16 protein-coding genes and 1 tRNA gene are annotated in these 19,172 nt (G+C 67.6%); 8 read left to right on the top strand and 9 right to left on the bottom strand.

What is annotated here, in order from left to right:
* Window positions 1-183: 183 nt before the first annotated feature.
* Complete coding sequence (locus tag ACYQ5L_RS04570; protein WP_459955729.1) at window positions 184-1,164, bottom strand: helix-turn-helix transcriptional regulator; 981 nt, start codon at window positions 1,162-1,164, stop codon at window positions 184-186.
* A 59-nt stretch (window positions 1,165-1,223) separates the two neighbouring features.
* The gene (locus tag ACYQ5L_RS04565) at window positions 1,224-1,976 is read right to left on the bottom strand and encodes a M23 family metallopeptidase (RefSeq protein WP_459955727.1); all 753 of its coding nucleotides are present in this window, start codon (window positions 1,974-1,976) and stop codon (window positions 1,224-1,226) included.
* Window positions 1,977-2,269: 293 nt separating this feature from the next.
* Here ACYQ5L_RS04565 and ACYQ5L_RS04560 point away from each other — a divergent pair, with 293 nt between their 5' ends.
* The 3 genes from ACYQ5L_RS04560 to ACYQ5L_RS04550 all read left to right on the top strand — a co-directional run bounded on the left by ACYQ5L_RS04560 (window position 2,270) and on the right by ACYQ5L_RS04550 (window position 4,321).
* Window positions 2,270-3,313, top strand: coding sequence for a nitronate monooxygenase (locus ACYQ5L_RS04560; RefSeq protein ID WP_459955725.1), 1,044 nt, complete (start codon window positions 2,270-2,272; stop codon window positions 3,311-3,313).
* Between the two features lie 57 nt (window positions 3,314-3,370).
* Entirely contained in the window at window positions 3,371-3,763 is a 393-nt protein-coding gene (locus tag ACYQ5L_RS04555) for an SCO5389 family protein (protein WP_459955724.1), read from the top strand.
* Between the two features lie 135 nt (window positions 3,764-3,898).
* Entirely contained in the window at window positions 3,899-4,321 is a 423-nt protein-coding gene (locus ACYQ5L_RS04550; RefSeq protein WP_459955723.1) for an EF-hand domain-containing protein, read from the top strand.
* 5 nt (window positions 4,322-4,326) lie between these two features.
* Here ACYQ5L_RS04550 and ACYQ5L_RS04545 read toward each other — a convergent pair whose 3' ends face one another.
* Both ACYQ5L_RS04545 and ACYQ5L_RS04540 read right to left on the bottom strand, forming a co-directional pair.
* Window positions 4,327-5,979 carry an acyl-CoA synthetase gene (locus ACYQ5L_RS04545; RefSeq protein WP_459955722.1) on the bottom strand — a complete coding sequence of 551 codons (1,653 nt, stop codon included), beginning with the start codon at window positions 5,977-5,979 and terminating at the stop codon, window positions 4,327-4,329.
* 180 nt (window positions 5,980-6,159) lie between these two features.
* Window positions 6,160-7,797, bottom strand: a complete 1,638-nt coding sequence (locus ACYQ5L_RS04540; protein ID WP_459955721.1) for a long-chain fatty acid--CoA ligase — start codon at window positions 7,795-7,797, stop codon at window positions 6,160-6,162.
* Between the two features lie 518 nt (window positions 7,798-8,315).
* Between ACYQ5L_RS04540 and ACYQ5L_RS04535 the strand changes: the two genes are divergently transcribed.
* From ACYQ5L_RS04535 to ACYQ5L_RS04525, 3 genes are all read left to right on the top strand, one after another.
* Complete coding sequence (locus tag ACYQ5L_RS04535) at window positions 8,316-9,782, top strand: flavin-containing monooxygenase (protein WP_459955719.1); 1,467 nt, start codon at window positions 8,316-8,318, stop codon at window positions 9,780-9,782.
* 133 nt (window positions 9,783-9,915) lie between these two features.
* Window positions 9,916-10,749, top strand: coding sequence for an SAM-dependent methyltransferase (locus ACYQ5L_RS04530; protein WP_459955717.1), 834 nt, complete (start codon window positions 9,916-9,918; stop codon window positions 10,747-10,749).
* Between the two features lie 101 nt (window positions 10,750-10,850).
* Window positions 10,851-10,923 (top strand) — tRNA-Arg (locus tag ACYQ5L_RS04525).
* A 568-nt stretch (window positions 10,924-11,491) separates the two neighbouring features.
* On the opposite strand, the gene ACYQ5L_RS04520 is transcribed toward ACYQ5L_RS04525, so the two are convergent.
* The 3 genes from ACYQ5L_RS04520 to ACYQ5L_RS04510 all read right to left on the bottom strand — a co-directional run bounded on the left by ACYQ5L_RS04520 (window position 11,492) and on the right by ACYQ5L_RS04510 (window position 14,737).
* Window positions 11,492-12,802: an FAD-binding oxidoreductase gene (locus tag ACYQ5L_RS04520; RefSeq protein WP_459955716.1), complete on the bottom strand. Its 1,311-nt coding sequence runs from the start codon at window positions 12,800-12,802 to the stop codon at window positions 11,492-11,494.
* Between the two features lie 226 nt (window positions 12,803-13,028).
* Window positions 13,029-13,907: an alpha/beta fold hydrolase gene (locus tag ACYQ5L_RS04515; RefSeq protein ID WP_459955714.1), complete on the bottom strand. Its 879-nt coding sequence runs from the start codon at window positions 13,905-13,907 to the stop codon at window positions 13,029-13,031.
* On the bottom strand, window positions 13,907-14,737 hold the full coding sequence (locus ACYQ5L_RS04510) for a Rossmann-fold NAD(P)-binding domain-containing protein (RefSeq protein ID WP_459955713.1): 831 nt from the start codon (window positions 14,735-14,737) through the stop codon (window positions 13,907-13,909). Before ACYQ5L_RS04510 ends, ACYQ5L_RS04515 begins: the two co-directional genes overlap by 1 nt.
* Window positions 14,738-14,863: 126 nt before the next feature.
* Here ACYQ5L_RS04510 and ACYQ5L_RS04505 point away from each other — a divergent pair, with 126 nt between their 5' ends.
* Window positions 14,864-15,763: a LysR family transcriptional regulator gene (locus ACYQ5L_RS04505; protein ID WP_459955711.1), complete on the top strand. Its 900-nt coding sequence runs from the start codon at window positions 14,864-14,866 to the stop codon at window positions 15,761-15,763.
* A gap of 30 nt (window positions 15,764-15,793) precedes the next feature.
* Here ACYQ5L_RS04505 and ACYQ5L_RS04500 read toward each other — a convergent pair whose 3' ends face one another.
* A complete protein-coding gene (locus tag ACYQ5L_RS04500) occupies window positions 15,794-16,843 on the bottom strand; it encodes a GlxA family transcriptional regulator (RefSeq protein ID WP_459955709.1) in 1,050 nt (349 codons plus the stop codon).
* 117 nt (window positions 16,844-16,960) lie between these two features.
* Between ACYQ5L_RS04500 and ACYQ5L_RS04495 the strand changes: the two genes are divergently transcribed.
* On the top strand, window positions 16,961-18,532 hold the full coding sequence (locus ACYQ5L_RS04495; protein ID WP_459955707.1) for an MFS transporter: 1,572 nt from the start codon (window positions 16,961-16,963) through the stop codon (window positions 18,530-18,532).
* A 77-nt stretch (window positions 18,533-18,609) separates the two neighbouring features.
* Here the strand turns inward: ACYQ5L_RS04495 and ACYQ5L_RS04490 are convergent, their stop codons facing one another.
* Window positions 18,610-19,026, bottom strand: coding sequence for a hypothetical protein (locus ACYQ5L_RS04490; RefSeq protein ID WP_459955706.1), 417 nt, complete (start codon window positions 19,024-19,026; stop codon window positions 18,610-18,612).
* Window positions 19,027-19,172: the final 146 nt, after the last annotated feature.

Raw genomic sequence — 19,172 nt, 5'->3', positions numbered from 1 at the left:
TCTCGAATCGTAGGTTGATTTGTTCCCGCGATATTCACGAGCGAATCACTCACGCCGAAGCATGCTGCCCCCGAAAATTGGGGCACCACAGCGAATACGCAGGCAGGACCGCATACAGCGGCGCGCTATAAACGACGCCCTGTGCGGCAACTCACATCCAAATGGAAGTGTTTCGAATTTGGGCTACAGCCAACCGCGACGGGTCGCCTGGACTCCGGCCTGGAAACGCGTACTCGCGCCCAGCCGTTCCAGCAGACTCGCGGTGCGCCGCACCACGGTTCGACGCGACAGCCCGAGCCGGCGCGCGATGGTGTCATCGGTGGCGCCCATGCTCATGAGCGTCAGGATGGCGCGATCGCGCTCGTCGAGCGCCTCCGACGGATTCACCGAAATCGGTGTGGCCATGGACCACAACGCGTCGAAGGTCTTGATCAGCAGATCCAGGGTGGGCGACGGGCCGACCCGCACGCCCATGGGATCGCCGCGGCGTTCGTCGGTGTGCAGCACCAGCACCGCCCGCCGGTCGTCGGCGACGATCAGTTTCATGGGCGGATCCGGCAGCGTACGCGCTTGCGCGCCAACGGCATTGGTGGCCAGCACATGACGCAGGCGCTCGGCGTCCTGGTAGATGGTCTCCTGATAGAGCGTGCGGTAGTCGATACCCGCTTGGATGCGTGCGGATTTCAGCTCGAAGAGCCGCTCCTCGGTATCCACGTCCGACAGGAACGGGCCCCGCTCGACGACTTTCACACAGGCGTGCGCCGTGTGCTGCAGATCCTCGAAATCGGCCAGCAGCTGGCGGCGTTCGTACACCGCCACCACCGCGCCGTCGGCATCGGTGGTGCGCCGCACCGAGCGGAAGGTCTCGCCCAGACGGGCCGCGGCCGACTGCATACGCAGCATGTCGTGATTGCGGCGCCGGGTCTCGGCCTCCGACAAGGCTTCCGGTGCGTGTGCGTCCCAGCGCACGATGCCGCTGGCCTCGGTGAGCCGCACGGCGGCCTCGAGATGACACAGCGCTTCCAGGGCCGCCTCGGCCACGCGGGGCGGACAGCTCAGCCGCTCGGCCACTTCATGCGCCGTCGAGCGGGGGTGTTGCACGAGAATCGCGTAAGTGCGGCCGTGCAGCGAGGCCGGGTCGAATAGGTCGTCCAGTGTCGTCACCGCGCCCACCGGCATGCGCCGGTCCGGAAATCTTCCGTTCGAAGGGGCGGGTGAACGCTCTACTGGTCCGGGCCCCACTGCTGCTGCATGATTACGCCCTTGCTGGCTAGCCACGGCAGCGGATCCATCTTGTTTCCGGCGGCATCCCATACCTCCAAGTGCAAATGAGGCCCTGTGGACTGACCGCGATTTCCGACAGTGGCGATGACGTCGCCGGCGTTGACCCGCTGCCCGGCCTGCACGAACATATCGTTCACGTGACCGTAGACAGCGGTGGTGCCGTCGTCCTGCAGGACGCGCACCCAGAGGCCGAAGCCCGATGCCGGACCGGCCTCCACCACGGTTCCGCCCATGACGGAATGGATGGGGGCGCCGAGCTGGTCGGCGAAGTCGACACCGTAATGCATGGCGCCCCAACGGGCGCCGAAGCCGGAGCTGATCACACCGGCCACGGGGCGGACGGCGGGCGCCGGAGCGATCTGCTGCTGCAGGGTCTTCAGCGTCTGCTCGGCCTGGGCCAGCGGATTGGCGATCTCCGGCGGGAGATTCTGCAGCCCGAAGGGCGCGCTCACCGGGGCGGCGACGGCCTGGGCGTCGGTGACCACGGGGGCCTCCGGAGCCGGGGCCCGGCCCGCGATCTCCTTCAGCTCGGCGGCCGGCTGCGCGGCCTCGGCCGGAGAGGCCTCGTCGGCGACCGTCTTGGTCTCGTGATTGGGCAGCAGCGGCGCGGCATTGGCCAGCGCGGGAACCAGCTGCGAGGCGGTGCCGATGAGGGCGCCCGCGGCGACCGCGGCTCCGGCGGCGACCTTCACGCGGTCGGCGGTGGTGGGTTCGGCGCGGTGCCGACGGCGAGCGGCGGAGCCAGCACGGCCGGCACCAGAATCACCAAGCAAGTCCATAACTGATACGGAGTTCGCGGTCTCTCTGTGGTGCGGCAAAGCTCGTCCTAGCGTTCGGGGATCCGTAACGATTCGGTATCGCTGTGACGGAAACTGTACTCGCTCGTGACCATTCCGCAACCTTCTGAGCCGTAACACCAGCGAAAACGCAGGTCACAGAACTGAACACTTGATCACGAACGGTAACGAGGAGGCACACTGGGTGTGTGATTCTCGAGGACCTGGGTACCCCGATCGTTTTGGCGCCGATGGCCGGCGGGCCGTCCACCCCGGAGCTGGCGGCAGCCGTCTCCGATGCGGGCGGATTGGGATTCATCGCCGCCGGATATCTCAGCGCGGCGGCGCTGGGCGAACGCGTCAAGGCCACGCGCGCGCTGACCTCCGCACCGTTCGGCGTGAACCTCTTCTATCCGTCCGCGCCCGCTTCGCCCGAACTGTTCTCTTCTTATGTGGATGCGCTGGCGCGCGAATTCCCGGTCGGCGAGCCGCGCCACGACACCGACGACTGGGCGGCCAAGCTCGACCTGCTGACCGCCGAACCGGTGGCGGTGGTCTCGTGCACCTTCGGCTGCCCGTCGGCCGCCGAGATCGAGCGGCTGCACGCGGCCGGATCGGAGGTGTGGGTGACGGTCACCTCGGTGGCCGAGGCCCGGCACGCGAGCGAGGCCGGGGCCGATGTGCTCATTGCCCAGGGCGCGGAGGCGGGCGGGCATCGCGGCACCTTCGCGGATCGGCCCGAGGACGATGCGACCGATCCGCTGGGGCTGCTGGCGCTGCTGCAATTGCTTCTTGCCGATACCGACCGGCCGGTGGTCGCGGCGGGCGGCATCGCCACCGGCGCCGGTGTCGCCGCCGCGCTGTCCGCGGGGGCCGCCGCGGCGCAATTGGGCACCGCGTTCCTGCGCTGCCCCGAGGCGGGCACCGCGCCGCTGGTGCGCGATGCCGTGGTGCTCGACACCCCCACCATGCTCACCCGCGCCTTCACCGGCCGCCTGGCTCGCGGGCTGCGCAACCGGTTCATGCTCGAGCACCCGAACGCTCCAGCCGCCTATCCCGAGATCCATTACGCCACCGGTCCGCTGCGCGCCGCCGCACGCGCCGAGGGCAATGCCGACGCGGTGAATCTCTGGGCTGGTCAGGCGCATTCGCTCGCGCCCGAGCTACCGGCCGGCGAGCTGGTCGCGAAGCTGTCCGAGGAGGCGAAAACCGCTCTACAGCGGGCACTTTCGCGGCGAATCCAGGGTTGTTGACAACGTTTTTCGTTTAGACTCGGCTGACACCATCCGCCATCCCATGAGGAGAGCGATATGTCACTCGACGTACCCACCGCACTGCTCGAACGCGCTGAACGCGGTGAAGTCAGCGACGACGAGTTCGTCGAATGTGTCCGTAACTCGCTGCCATACGCCTACGAGGTAGTCAGCCGAGTGGCCGCCGACCTGCATTCCGGCACCGATGAATTCGCCGACAATGTCATCCCGCCGCCGGACGAGACCGCCCGCGGCCAGCTGCTGCGCGCCATGGCCTCCGATGCCATCCGCGGCGGCCTGGAACGCCACTTCGGCGTGAAGCTCGCCTTCCAGAACTGCCACCGCGTCGCCGCCTTCCCGCTCACCGCGGTCGGCGGAGACACCTACAGCACCTTCATCTCGACCCGCGCCCAGCTGCTGAACCAGAGCCCCGAGCTCCGCAACTGCTGAGACGCGAAACCGTTCGGCGCGACCGGAAATCCGGTCGCGCCGAGCTGTGCGCGGCGAAAGCCGCACCGGGCATGCGCGGCGAATGGGAACTATCCTGCAGCCAGCACCACAGCATTCAGCTTCCGAGGAGTATCCGTGCCCAGCGAGCAGGCAGCCGACACCTTCGATCTCTGGGACCAGGACGGCGACGGGCTCATTTCCGCCGACGACATCCTCGCGGGCATTACCGCGCTGGGGCTCGAGATCGATATCGACGACGTCCACCGTCTCGTGGCGGCCGCCGACACCAATGGCGACTTCCTGATCTCCCGTGCGGAATTCGACGCCGCCCGGCTGGGCCGCGATCCGGAGATCAGCGATGCCGAGGCCGCGTTCGACACCTTCGACGCCAATAGGAACAACCTGATCGAGGTCGACGAGCTGGAGTCGCTGCTGCGCACCTGCCCGGGCCTCAGCGAGGAATCCGCGGAATCCCTCCTGGCCGCCGCGGATCACGACGGGGACGGTCACCTCTCCCGCGCCGAATTCACCGCTCTGCTGGCCAAACTCGCCGAATAGACCGGCTACCCGTCCGCCGAGTGGCCGGGGGCGCCGGTGGCCGCCAGGAGTTTGCGTTTGAGGACCTTGCCCGTGGGGTTGCGGGGCAGCTCGTCGATGAAGACCACGTCGCGCGGCACCTTGTAGCGGGCCAGGTTGGACTTCACGAAATCCTTGACCTCGTCCTCGGTCAGGGTGCGCTGCTCGTGGACGACCACGAAGGCCTTCAGGCGGGCGCCGAACTTTTCGTCGGGGACGCCGAGGACCGCGGCCTCCTGGACGTACGGGTGGGTGTGCAGGAGTTCTTCGACCTCGGCGGGGAAGACGTTCTCGCCGCCGGAGACGATCATGTCGTCGTCGCGGCCGTCGATGTAGAGGCGGCCCTCGGCGTCGAAATGGCCGACGTCGCCGGAGGACATGAGGCCGTGCAGCCGCTCCTTGTGGCCGCCGCCGGTGTAGCCCTCGAACTGGATGGTGTTGCCGACGAAGATGCGGCCGGTGACGCCGGGCTCCTCCACGCGGCGGCCATCCTCGTCGAGGATCTCCACGCGGGTGCCGAGCACCGGGCTGCCGACGCAGCCGGGCTCGCGCGCCAGATCCGCGGGCGTGGCGATGGTGGCGTAGGCGACCTCGGTGGAGCCGTACAGGTTGTAGAGCACCGGGCCGAAGGTGGTCATGACCTCCTTGGCCAGCTGCGCGCCCAGCTGGGAGCCGCCGACGAAGATGATGCGCAGGGCCGTCAGATCGTGGGCGGTGAAGGCCTGCGGGCCCAGATCCACCATGCGCTGCAGCATGACCGGGACCGCCCACAGGGTGGTGACGCGATGGGCGGCGAGGCTGTCGATGGTGGCCTGCGGGTCGAAGCGGCGGCGGATCACCAGGGTGGAGCCGAAGCCGAGAGTCAGCATGGCGCAGGCGAATCCGAGGGTGTGGAAAATGGGCGCGGGGCATTCGGTGACCTCGCCGGCGCGGAAGGGCACCTTCGAGAGCAGGGCGCCCAGCGGGGCAAGGGATTTCGGCTCCGGGCGGGGCGCGCCCTTGGGCGTGCCGGTGGTGCCGCTGGTCAGCAGGATCAGCTTGGGCGAGACGCCGGGCGCGGGCGGCGCCTTCGAATCGCCCTCGGCGATCAGGGCTTCCAGGCTGTCGGGGCGCTCGGTATCGGTCCAGGCGCGGAAGCTGCCGCGGCGCGGGCGCACCTCGCCGAGCATCGAGGCGTATTCCTCGTCGTAGACGAGCAGATCGGTGCCCTCGCGGGTGGCCACGTCCCGGATCTGCGGTCCGGCGAAATCGGTGTTCAGCAGGATGATCCGGGCGCCGCACTTGGCGGCGGCGAAGACCGCGTCGAGCAGGCCCCGGTGATTGCGCGCCAGAATCGCCACGCCCTCGCCGCCGCGCAGTCCGCGCGCCCGCCAGGCGTTGGCCAGCCGATTGGACCGTTCCTCCAGCTCCGCGAAGGTCAGCGAGCCGAGTTCGTCGATGAGCGCGGTGCGGTTCGGGTGCCGGGCCGCCGACAGGGCGAGCGAGGCCCCGAGGGTGCCGTAGCGCAGCATGGCGGTGGCCGCCGACACCATGGTCGCCGGCGATTCGATACCGATCAGGCCGGATTGCACGACCAGTCGCGCCGATTCGGCCTCGGTCCACAACCGGGCCCCGACCGCGCGCAGCACACCGATGGTCATGCCCCAACCCCCTGCTCGAACGCCGAATCTCCCTGAGCACGCAGCGCTTTCACCCGGACCTCCTCGTCCATCCCCACTTTGGTGGCATCCGCCCTCAAACTAACGGTACGGACGAGGAGGCGCGAGCGGAACGGCATGCCGGCTCGACCTTCAACAGTATTGGTCGCGGACTCCCAACAGTCAGGACAAGGTGGTGACCGTCAGGGCCCCTTCGGCGTACTGGGCCCGCAGCCGCTTCTTGTCGAACTTGCCGACGCTGGTCTTGGGCACCTCCTCGATGAAGGTCCAGTGCTCGGGCAGCTGCCACTTGGCGAACTTGTCGGCCAGGAAGTCGCGCAGCTCTTCGGGTTTGGCCTCCGAGCCCGCGGCCAGCACGATGGCCACCAGCGGCCGCTCGTCCCACTTCTCGTCCGGAATGCCGATGACCGCGGCCTCGGCCACGGCCGGATGGCCCATGACCGCGTTCTCCAGATCGACCGAGGAGATCCATTCGCCGCCGGACTTGATGACGTCCTTGGAGCGGTCCACCAGGGTCAGATAGCCATTGGGGCTGATCTTGCCGACATCGCCGGTGCGCAGCCAGCCGTCATCGAACTTGTCCGGGTCCACCGCGTCGCCGCTCGGCGAGTAGTACGCGCCGGTGATCCACGGACCCTTGACCTCCAGCTCGCCCAGGGCCTCACCGTCATTGGGCAGCACCGAGCCGTCGTCGCCGACCAGCCGCGCCTGCACCAGCGCCGGGAAGCGGCCCTGGGTGTAGCGGTAGGCCCAGGCCTCCTCGCCCTCGACATCGGCCGGGGGGTGCGCCACCGAGCCCAGCGGGGAGGTCTCGGTCATGCCCCAGGCGTGCAGCAGTCGCACGCCGTGCCGCTCCTGGAAGGCGCGCATCATCGACGGCGGCACCGCGGCGCCGCCCACCACGCAGGTGCGCAGATGCGAGATGTCCTGCGGCGCGGCCTGCAATCCGGCCAGCACGCCGCCCCAGATGGTGGGCACCGCGGCCGCGAAGGTCGGCTTGACCGCGGCCATCATCTCCAGCAGCGGCTGCGGCTGCAGGAAGCGGTCGGGCATGAGCAGATTCGCGCCCGACATGAGCGCGGCATAGGGCAGGCCCCAGGCATTGGCGTGGAACAGCGGGACGATGGCCAGCACGGTGTCGGCGCCATTGAAGCCCATGCCATTGGGCTGGCAGACCTGCATGGCGTGCAGCACATTGGAGCGGTGCGAGTAGACGACGCCCTTGGGATCGCCGGTGGTGCCGGAGGTGTAGCACATGCCGGCGGCGGAACGCTCGTCCACGATCGGGAAATCGTAGGTATCGGGCTGGGCGGCAAGCAGTTCGGCGTAGGAGTGCACCTGCACGCCCTCGGGCGCGGTGAGCGCGGCGGCATCGCCGTTGGCGACGATGACGTGCCGGACCGTCTTCAGGTTCGGCAGGTACTGGGCGAACAGCGGCAGCAGGGTGCCGTCGACGATGACGACCCGATCCTCGGCGTGGTTGGCCACATAGACCAGCTGCTCCGGGAACAGGCGGATGTTGAGCGCGTGCAGCACCGCGCCCATGGCGGGCACCGCGGTGTAGACGACCATGTGCTCGTTGTTGTTCCACATGAAGGTGCCGACCCGGTCGCCTTCGCCGATGCCCAGGTCACGCAGGGCATTGGCGAGGCGGGCGGCATCGGCGCCGAGCTCGCGGAAAGTCTGGGTGCGGACGCCGTCCCCGGTCCAGGTCGATACGGTGCTGTCGCCCTGGAAGGTGGCCGCGTACCGCAGTAGTGAGGCGAGCGAGAGCTGCTCGTCCTGCATGGTGCTCAACATTTCCCAACCGCTCCTTGCATGTCCCTACTGGCGAGTGAACTGAGTCACTGTCGGCGAGAATAGCCGAACCGGGACACCGTGTGACCTGAGGTCACAGGAATGGCCGTCGCCCGCCGGTGCGCTCTCTCCGAGACAAGGCCGCGGGACGGCGAACCCCACCTTCGCCGTCCCGCCGCCTGCTTGCCGACCCGCCACCGCCCAACACGATGACCAGCCGGCTCCGTAGTCCTGGGCCGTGCCGGCACGCGACGACGCCCCCTGCGGCGCAGCAGACTGCCAATCACCAACCAGGACAAGTAAATTGGAGCAAGATCTTCCGTGAATATAGGTACATTGACGTGACACTGTCCAGTCGGGGCGCGCTGTCGCAGGTCAGGACTGCTCACTGACTCGGACACTCGCTTGTGAGCGGCGATCGCGTCCGCTAGGGCGGCGGGTGCGCGGAGATGGCCGAAAATACGGATTCACTGACCGGGGATGTCTGCGTGACCAGCCCCGATGCCCTCTACCGTCTAGTCATGCAACGTGAGCCGTCCATTCTCATCATCGGCGCCGGGTTCGCGGGACTCGGCATGGCGCTGGAATTGCAGCGCCACGGGCTGACCAACTTCACCATCCTGGAGAAGGCCGCGGATCTGGGCGGGGTCTGGCGCGAGAACACCTATCCGGGCGCGGCCTGCGATGTGCCCTCGCCGTTGTACTCGTGGTCGTTCGAGCCGAAATCCGATTGGCCGCGGCGGTTCTCGCAGCAGCGCGATATCCACGAGTACATGCGCGCGGTCGCGGACAAGCACGGGCTGCCGCAGCGGATCGAGTTCGGCACCGAGGTCACCGATGCGGAATTCGATGAGCGGGCCGGCGTCTGGCGGGTGCGCACGACCGACGGGGTCACCCATATCGCCGATATCCTGATTCCGGCGGTGGGGCAGCTGTCGCGGCCGGCCATGCCGAATCTGCCCGGGATCGACAGCTTCACCGGGGCGGCGTTCCACTCGGCCGAATGGGATCACTCGGTGGATCTGAGCGGTAAGCGGGTGGCCTGCATCGGCACGGGGGCCAGTGCCATCCAATACATTCCGCGGATCCAGCCGCAGGTCGCGCACCTGACACTGTTCCAGCGCTCGGCGGCCTGGGTGCTGCCGAAGTGGGATACCGAGTACAGCGCGCTGCATCACGCGCTGTTCCAGCGCGTGCCGCTCACGCGGCTGGCGGAGCGGTTCGCCATCTGGACCTATTTCGAGGTGATGGCATTGGCGCTCACCGATATTCCGCCGATCAAGGTGCCGGTGATCGCGCTGGCCGATCGGCATCGGCGCACGCAGGTGCCCGATGAGGAGTTGCGCGCCAAGCTGACTCCCGATTACGCGGCGGGCTGCAAGCGCGGACTGTTCTCCAATGAGTACTTCCCGGCGCTGGCGCAGGACAATGTGCACGTCGAGACCAATGCCATCACCGAGGTCACGCCCAACGGGATTCGCACCGCCGACGGCGTCGAGCACGCGGTGGACGTGATCATCTACGGCACCGGGTTCAAGGGCACCGAATTCCTCGCGCCCATGAACATCTACGGACAGGGCGGGCGCAAGCTCGCCGACGAGTGGTCGGCCGAGGGCGCGCGGGCGTATCTGGGCATGTCGGTGCCCGGCTTCCCGAATCTGTTCATGATGTACGGCCCGAATACCAATGTGGGCGCGGGGTCCATCATCTACATGCTGGAATCGCAGGCCCGCTACATCCGGCAGGCGGCGCAGTACCTGGGCGCGCGCCCCGGGCGGTTCATCTCCGCGAAGACCGAGGTCGAGCAGTCCTGGGACGACTGGCTGCAGCACCGGCTGAAGGACACCCCCTGGAATTTCTGCTCCAGCTGGTACCGCAACGCCTCGGGCCGGATCACCAATAACTGGCCCGGTATGACGGCGCTGTTCCGCTGGAAGACAAGCACATTCAAGCCCGCGGACTACGACGAGCAGCAGGTCGCACGGTAGCGCCCGGATTCGGCCGGAGCCGGAATCGCCCCTTGACTCCCCGGCCGAACTGTCTGAGACTGGCATCAATCCGACGCTAGATCGTCTGAGACATAGACGGCCGCCGGGGATGATCCGATTTCGGAGGGTCCCAATGACGCTGACCACCGCCGGTCTCCCGGTCGAAACCCTGCCCGAGCGCACCGCCCGCTGGGCCCGCGAATGCCGCGAATGGGCGAAGGTCCCCTTCCTCCCGCCCGGCCGCCGCATCGGCCGCGTCTACGACATCGTCGGCCCGCACAACCTCTTCGGCGAGGACTCCCTGTTCATCAACCTCGGCTACTGGCGCAACCGCCCCGCCACCCTCGACGAGGCCAGCCGCGACCTGGCCCGCCTGGTAGCCCGCGAAGCCGGCCTGGGCCCCGGCGACATTCAGCTCGACGTCGGCTTCGGCTACGGCGACCAGGACTTCCTCTGGGCCCGCGAGTTCGCCCCCAAGGAAATCATCGGCATGAACATCGCCCGCGAGCAGATCGAGATCGCCACCCGCCGCGCCGCCGACCTGGGCCTGTCCGACCGCATCCACTTCGAATACGGCTCCGCCGTCGACCTTCCCCGCCCCGCCGCCTCCTGCACCAAGGTCACCGCCCTCGAATCAGCCTTCCACTTCCCCTCCTACCGCCGCTTCTTCGCCGAAGCCCACCGCGTCCTCACCCCCGGCGGCACACTCGTCACCGCCGACATCACCCCCCGCGGCGCCCTCCCCCGCTACCGAAACCTCCTGCGATCCGCAGGTTTCCACAACATCACCGTCTACTCCATCCGCAAAGACGTCTACCCCCCGCTCGCCCACTACCTAGGCAAACGCCTCCGCGAACCCGACATGCGCCGCATCAACCCCCTCCTCCGCGCCACCTTCAGCCGCCCCGGCCTCACCGCCTGGGGCCCCTGGGCCGACTACCTCATCGCCACCGCCACCAAACCCTGACCCCCACGCCATCCCCTCCAATAATGGATGCTGTCCCCCAGCCCCCAACCAGGTAGACTCCCCCGCGTCCGGGTTGGCCGGCCCTCCACGCCACCAATTCAGCCCTCGTAGCTCAGGGGATAGAGCACCGCTCTCCTAAAGCGGGTGTCGCAGGTTCGAATCCTGCCGAGGGCACAGCCTGGAAGCCTCATTTCCGCAGGTCAGCCGTGTTCCCCGAATCGCAAGGGAATCAGCTCGAACGCAAAACCCCAGGTCGCATGTCGCAGGTTCGAACCATAGGGGGTTGCTGTCAGCCAGCACCCCAGATCAGAGCGGTTATAGCGAAGTATGGCCAGCCAAGCGCTGAGCCCGTGACGACCACGGCTCGTCGATCCTCCAGCCACACTTCGTAACCGCTTTGAACCGCGCACTATGCGGCAATTGAATCGCCCCTGGTTTCATGTCCACGCGGTTCCGCGGACGTGTCGCGGCGGCTTTTGGTTGCGGCTTCAGGCGTGACGGATGGTGAGCAGGGCGGCGTTGGTTGAGCGGTTGAGCCTGAATGACATCCAAGTGGAGGATCGTTCTTCGTTCGTGAGCAGGACCTCATAGAACACCTCAACATCTTTCTCAACCACCATGTCTTTGGCGCATACCGTCGCGCATTGCTGGGGTCATCCGCCCGGAATCCGGTGCGCACCAGCGCGTCCGGTCGGCGTCCCGAGCTGACCCGGATCGCTCCGGGTCAGCGGTGCGGGCACGGTCAGCCGAGCACCGGGAAGTTGGCGCGGATGACATTGTGCGGATCACGGGCCTGCTTGATGTCTCGCAGCCGGGTCAGCGTGGCCTGGTCGAAGGCTGCGGCAGCGGATTCGCCCGGCGCGAGGAAGGTGTAGGGCTTGGCGCCGGTGATGTGCGCTCCGAGAGCGTCGACGAGATCGCCGAAGCGGGCCCGAATGTCCTCGAGCAGGTGCGGCAAGCCGAGGCCGAGCAGGTAGAGCGCGTACGGCTCGGTGACCGGACCGCGGGCTCCGCCATCGGGACGGGATTCGGCGAGTGCGCCGCCGAGTCCGCGGATCTGGATATTGAGCAGCGGCGCGACGGGGGCGTCGATCAGGGTCTTCACCACCGCGTCGCCGAGGTCGGTGAGCAGTTCGCCGCGCGAGAGCGAGGGACTGGGGTCGGTGGGCTCGGCCGTGATCTTGCCGATCTCCGCGGGCGTGAGCTCGCCTCGGGTATCGGCGATCACACCGCCGAGGGCGTCCAACCGGGCGGTCACCTCCCGGCCTTCGGCCGGATCGCCCAGATAGGCGAAGTCGAGCGCCACGGTCGGAGCCGCACCGGGAATCTGGTAGCGCTGCAACCACACCGACAATTCCGCGGGGGCATCGGCGGTGAGCTCGGTGAACAGGTCGAACACCTCGCGGGTCCGATCCGCGGACCACATGACGCGGCCACCGTACAGACGCGGCAGCGGCACCAGGTCGAACTCGAGGGCGGTGACGATACCGAAATCCCCACCACCGCCGCGCAATGCCCAGAACAGCTCCGGGTCGGAGTCGGCGGTGACCCGTGCGGGGCGGCCGGCCGCGTCGACGATCTCGAAGGCGCGCACCGCATCCGAGGCCCAGCCGTACTTGCGGGCCAACCAGCCGAAGCCGCCGCCGAGGGTGTAGCCGGTCACTCCGACCACCGGATTGCTTCCGGATAGCCCAGCCAGACCGTGTGCGGCAGCCGCGGCCTGCACCTTGCCCCACTGCGCGCCGGTGCCGATCCGCGCCAGCCGGCGCTCGGCATCGATCTCGATGGAGTTCAGGCCCGCGGTGCGCACGAGAATGGCATCGTCGATATCCCCGGTGGCCCCGTGCCCGGTCGGCTGCGTCACCACCTGCCGACCGATACGACCTGCGAATTCCACCACGCCCGCCACATCCTGCGCATCGGCCACCGCGACGACGGCGGAAACGGACTGCGTCACCGCCACATTCCACGGCTGCGCGGCCTGCTCGAACCCGGCATCTCCCGGCGCCAGCACCCCACCGCGAACCACGGAGCGCAATTCCTCGATACCCACTGTTCTCATCCTCACTTGCTGTTGTCTCTGCCGTTGCTGCCTTGTTGACGGCACAGCGCGGTCGAGTGTGACATGGCGGCGGGAACGGCCCGGTCACGGCAGTTCCGCGCCGGTCATGTCACGGTCGAGCGGTCGGCATCGTCGTCCAGGTGATCGATGAAGGAAAGGAACGACGATGCCCTCGACTCACGAGACCGCCCGGGTGGCGGTCGCGATCACACTGCCCTCAGGCGGTGTGCGCGAGCAGTTCCGCTGCGACGTCGTCCCAGGTGTGCGGCGGGAATACCTCGTGCCCGGTCCGCTGGAGCGGCACGAAGCGAGCCCGCGGGATCTCGGCCGCCAGCGTGCGGCCGTGCTCGAACGGGAACAGCGGATCCTCGGTGCCGTGCAGCACCAGCGTGGGCGTCGATATCTCGCTCAGGCGATGGCGCCACGGTGCGCCCGGATCAAGGAGGTACGGATTGGTGAGCTGAGCGGCGATATCGGCCGCACGATCCACGACGCGACGCGCCTGCTCACGGTGAGCGCCGATGTCGAACGGCCGGGTCGCCGCCGCGAAGGGACGCATCGACTCGGCCAGATATTCGGCCACCGCCGCGTGATCCGACCAATCCGGCGCGGGCGTCTCGCCGCCGAAGTAGGCCGCCAACTCCGCAGTCATGCCCGGTAGGTCCGGCTGCTCGTGTCCCGGTCCACCCGGCGTACCCGAGGCGATGGTCAAGGTGGTGACCAGTTCGGGACGGTCCAACGCCACCAGTTGCGCAACGGCGGAACCCTGCGACATGCCGACCAGGTTGACGCGTCCGACACCAACGGCCTCGATCAGCCCGACCGCGTCGTCGACCAGATCGCGCAGGCCGTACGGCGGAGCGCCGACCGGAAACGTGGTCGAGCGCCCCGAATCCCGGCTGTCGTAGCGAATGACGTGACGGCCACCCGCGGTGAGCCGTCGGATGAACTCGCTGTGCCACGCGAGCATCGATTCCCCCGCGCCGTGCACCAGCACAATTGTCGGCTGCCGCGGATCGCCGAATCCCTGTACACACAGTTCGATTCCATTGACCTCGACCGAAAACTGATCGGAATCCGTTGTCTTACTCAGCATTAGGAAACCCAACCGCCCGTCTCGGCGGTCTTGCGCACGTAGTCGGCGAAATCACCCGGCTTGCGGCCGAGTCCGCGTTCGACGCCGTCGGTCACGTGGGCGTTGCGGCCGTCCAGAACCGTGGTGAACAGGTAGATGAGGAAGTCCACCAGCTCATCCGGCAACCCCTGGGCGCGCGCCGCGGCGGCGTATTCCTCCGGTGCGACGCGCACGAACTCGATCGGGCGGCCTGTGGCGGCGGCGATTTCGGCGACCGCCTCGGCGAAGGTGAGCAGCCTCGGGCCCGTCACCTCGTAGATCCGACCGGCATGGCCGTCCTCGGTGAGCGCGGCCACCGCCAGATCGGCGATGTCATCGATATCGATGAACGGTTCGAGCACCTCGCCGACCGGCAGGACGAGCTGCCCGGCCTTGATCTCTTCCGCGAAGTGCCCTTCGTCGAAGTTCTGCGCGAAGAAACTGGAGCGGATCACGGTCAGGCCCGGATGCACCTCGGCGAGCCCAGCTTCCGCCGCCTGCGCCTCGTCCTCGCCACGACCGGACAGCAGGACGACCCTCCGCACTCCGGCCGTCGCGGCCATCTCCCCGAATGCGCGCACCGCGGCGGGCGCACCGGGGACCGCGAGGTCGGGCTGGAAGGTGATGTAGACGGCCTCGACGTCCAGGAGCACCGGAGCCCAGGTGGCGGGATTGTCCCAATCGAACGGCGGCTGCGCCGAACGGGATCCGACCCGCACAGGCGCCCCACGAGTCCGCAGGCGTTCGACGATCCGGGCGCCGGTCTTTCCGGTGCCACCGAGGACCAGCGTGTATTTGCTATTGCCGCTCATGACTTTTCCTTCCGCAACGGCTCGAGCGATTGCTCCCACCGAGCATCGGATCGTGCGGCCGCCGGAACAACGACGCGACCGGCAACGGTCGTTCACGCCCACTAAACAATCGAAAGCGAACGAAATATGCTGGAGCGAAACGAGATCGAGGCATTCTTGGCGGTGGCCGAAGAACTGCACTTCAGCCGGGCGGCCGAACGCCTGCGGGTGTCCACGGGCCGAGTCAGCCAGACCATCCAGCGGCTCGAACGCCGCATCGGCGCGGCCTTGTTCGAACGTACCAGCCGCCGCGTCACGCTCACGCCCATCGGCCGCCGATTGCGCGATGACCTGCAACGCGGTCACGACCAGATCCAGCAGGCCGTGCGCCGCGCGACCGACGCTGGTCGCGGCATAGACGGTTCGCTCACCGTGGGCTTCGTGGGAGCCGCCGCCGGGCAGCTGATTCTGCGCGCCACCGAAATGTTCCGGCTCGAGCATCCGGGCGCGCAGGTGCGCATCCGGGAGGTGCAGATCACCGACGGCCTGGACGGCTGGCGCAGCGACGCCTACGACATGGTGCTGATCAGCCGCCCCATCGACGAACCGGATCTGGTCACCGGGCCCACCCTGATCAGCGAACAGCGCATGCTCGCCATCCCCGCGAAACACCCGCTGGCCGAGCGGGATTCGCTCACCCTCGAGGACTTGGCGGAGTTCACCCTGCTGCGCATGCCAAGCAGCCTGCCGCAATCGGTCCTGGACGACCGCATCCCGCGGCAGACCCCCGGCGGCAGGCCGATCGCGCACGGCCGCACCGGGCACACCTTCCAGGAAATCCTCACCCTCGTCGGAGCCGGGGCGGGTGCCTTCGTCTGCGGCGGCCAGGTCACCAGGTTCTACCTGCGCCCCGATGTCGTCTATCTGCCCATCGCCGACGCCCCTCCGGTCGAATGGGGTTTCGTCTGGCGTGCTGCCCGTGAAACCGAGCGCGTCCGCGCCTTCAATGATGCCGCGCTGCGCACCGCGCGGCAGGACATCGACTGAACCCGGCGGACCCGCGCACGGCCGGGCGGCCTACCTGCCGTGGCCGAAGTCCGCGGAGCGCCGGATTCCTTGATAACGCTGGCGGTATCGGGTGGGCGCGATGCCCGTCAGCCGCTTGAACAACCGGCGGAAGAACGCCGGATCGTGGTAACCGACCGCCGAGGCGATGGCGTCCACGGACTTTCCGGTCGTCTCCAGCAGCTGTTTCGCGTGTTCGACCCGCAGTGCCTGGACGTAATCGACCGGCGTGTATCCGGTCGCGATCCGGAATCGGCGTTTGAAGGTTCGCTCGGTGAGCCCCGATTTCTCGACCATGCGGGTGACCGGGCTGGGTTCGGCATAATTGTCGGCGATCCAGATCTGGCATTGCTCGATGACCGCATCCTGGTGCTGCCGCGGCCGGGTCATGGCGGCGTACGGCAATTGACCGTCCTCGCGGTCACCTATCAGGAAGATCTTGGCGGTGTGTACCGCCGCGCTCGGCCCGCAGAACCGGCCGATCAGATAGAGGGCGAGGTCGTGCCAGGCCGAGGCGCCGCCGGTGGTCAGCAGCCGGCCCTCGTGACCGCTGTCGCACAGGATTCGATCCGGGTGGAATCGGACCGTGTCGTATCTGTCCCGGAACAGGGCAGCCGCACTCCAGTGTGATGCCGCGTCGCGGCCGTCGAGGAGTCCGGCCTCGGCCAGGACGATCGACCCGGTACAGGTGGAGCACACCAGTGCCCCGGCATCGAGCCGGGCTCGGACCCAAGCGATTTCGTCTTGCCAGTGGCCGGGGGCGGCCGGATCCATGGGTAGCGCCACATCGGTCACGATCACGACATCACAAGAGAACTCGTCGGTGATCGCATTGTGCGGGCAGATCGGCGTGCCGACATAGGTATCGAATGGCGTGCCTGTGCGGGAAACGATGCGCGGCTCGATGCGCCGGACGGTATTCGCATCGCCGGTCAGTTCCTGCCACATGGTTCCCACGGAGGCGAACAGCTCGTGCAGACCGTAGACCGCCATCGGCGCCGAGTCGGGGAGCGCGAGAATGCTGATGTGCAGTGGTTCTTCGGGCGAAATTCCTTTTGCCACAACGAAGGAGCATGGCACGAATGCCTCCATGCTGTCCATTACGTCCCTTTCGACCCGAATGGGGTTTCCATACGCTCGGATCGGCCGTCATCGACGGGCACAGGACGGAGACGACGAATGACGATCTCGAGATCGGATACCCAAGCCATCGAACCCGGCGCCGGGCGTCGGGAGTGGATCGGCCTGGCGATTCTGGCACTGCCGTGCATCCTCTACTCGATGGATCTGACGGTGCTGAACCTCGGCGCACCGCACCTGAGCGCGGACCTGCGGCCGACCAGCACGCAAATGCTGTGGATCGTGGACATCTACGGATTCCTGCTGGCCGGATCGCTTCTCACGATGGGTCCGCTGGGCGACCGGATCGGACGGCGCCGGCTGCTGCTCATCGGCGCGGTCGCGTTCGGCGCGGTATCGGTGCTGGCCGCCTTCTCCCCCAGCGCTACCGCGTTGATCGCCGCACGTGCGCTGCTCGGGGTGGCCGCGGCGAGTCTGGCGCCGTCGACGCTGTCGCTGCTGCGCCACATGTTCCGCAGCGCCCGCGACCGGACCATCGCGATTTCGGTCTGGAGCGCCAGCTTCGCCTTCGGCGCCGCCATCGGACCACTGCTCGGCGGTGTGATGCTGACCCATTTCTGGTGGGGTTCGGTGTTTTTGATCAATGTGCCGATCATGGCCGCGCTGCTGGCGCTCGGTCCGGTGTACCTGCCGGAGCACCGGTCCGCGAAGACCGGCCGAATCGATGTGGTCAGCTCCGGACTCTCGCTGGCGGCCGTACTCGGGGTGATATTCGGCGTCAAGAACATCGCCGAGCACGGCACGCCCACCCACTCGGCGGCGGCGGTCCTGCTCGGCCTGGCCGCGGCCGTGGCATTCCTGCGCCGGCAGCGGTGGCTCGCCGATCCGCTGATCGATCTGTCGCTGTTTCGTTCCCGGGTTTTCAGCACCGCCTTCACCGTCAGCGTGGTCGTGTTCTTCGTGAATTTCGGCAGCTACTTCCTGATCGCCCAGTACCTCCAGTTGGTGCTGGGGTTGAGCCCCATACAGGCGGGCGTCTGGGCACTGCCCTCCACCGCCGCCTCGATCGTCGGTTCGATACTGACGCCGCGGCTGCTCGCCCAGGTGCGACCCGGCCACGTCGTCACTGGAGGCTTCCTGATGGCAGCGGCCGGATTGGCGGTCCTGGCCCAGCTCGGACGCGCACCGGGGCTGCCCGTGGTGATCACCGGCGCCGTGACGCTGGCCCTGGGGCTCGCGCCGATCATCATCCTGACCGCCGATCTCATCGTGGGCGCGGCACCGCCCGACCAAGCCGGCGCCGCATCCGGACTCTCCGAGGCCAGCACCGAACTGGGCGGCGCCCTCGGCATCGCACTGCTGGGCAGCGCCATGACCGCCGTCTACCGAAACCGGGTGTCCGACACGACATTCACCGCTCTCCCCGAAGACTCACTCGCCGCCGTCCAAGACACCCTCGCCTGCGCCGTGGACATTGCCGCCCACCTGCCGCCCCACACCGCCGCAACACTGCTGCACACCGCAGGCAATGCCTACACCGACGGCATGGTGCTCGCCATGGGAATCGGCACGGCCGTCGCCCTGGCCGCCGCGCTCGCCGCCGCGATTCTGCTCCGCATCCCAAGCCCGGCACCGCAATCAGAGACATCAGCCCGAGACCGGACCGAGTGATTCCTCCGATTCCTCGGCGCAGGCATCGAGACTGGATCGGTAGCGATGATTCTCCGACAGTGGCACGGACGCCTGAGCTACGCCAGCTCGATATTGAACTCGGCAGCGGCAGATTCGGGCAGCGGGTCGGTCATCGCGCGAATGTACTGACTCTCACCGCCTTTGACCCGCTCGTCGATCATGCGAACGCTCTTGCCCGTGGGGACCTGCCACCACTCGTAATAGGGGCCCTTGTCGATGAACCGCCAGCGACATTCACTCGATCGAGCCTGCAGGTAACCATCCTTGGAATCCAGCCAGTACCCTGCGTAGACTCCGTCGGGCATCTTCAAACTGCAAGAGAATCCGTCTTCCTCGGGTTGCACATTCAGGAAGTCGTAACGCTGGTTGCCCGGGGAGTAGCTCGCGCCCCCGGTACTCACCGCGAGGTAGGACGTATAGCTCCACTTTGTATCGCCGCCATCCTGCCAGCTGTAGTGGAACGTTATTTTCACACGATCGATGGTTCGTCCAAGGTTGATCGCAGTCCATACCGGGGAAGCTGGAGCCTTCGGCCAGCCCAGGCTTCGGGTCGCGCGCGTCTACAACAGGGTCGATGCGTAGTGCAGGTGCACCGCCAGGGAGGACCACGAACGAATGC

It is taken from the genome of Nocardia sp. IFM 10818 (assembly GCF_054655275.1).
The sequence above is the reverse complement of the archived record's forward strand: the minus strand, read 5'-3'. Positions and strand labels throughout refer to the sequence as shown.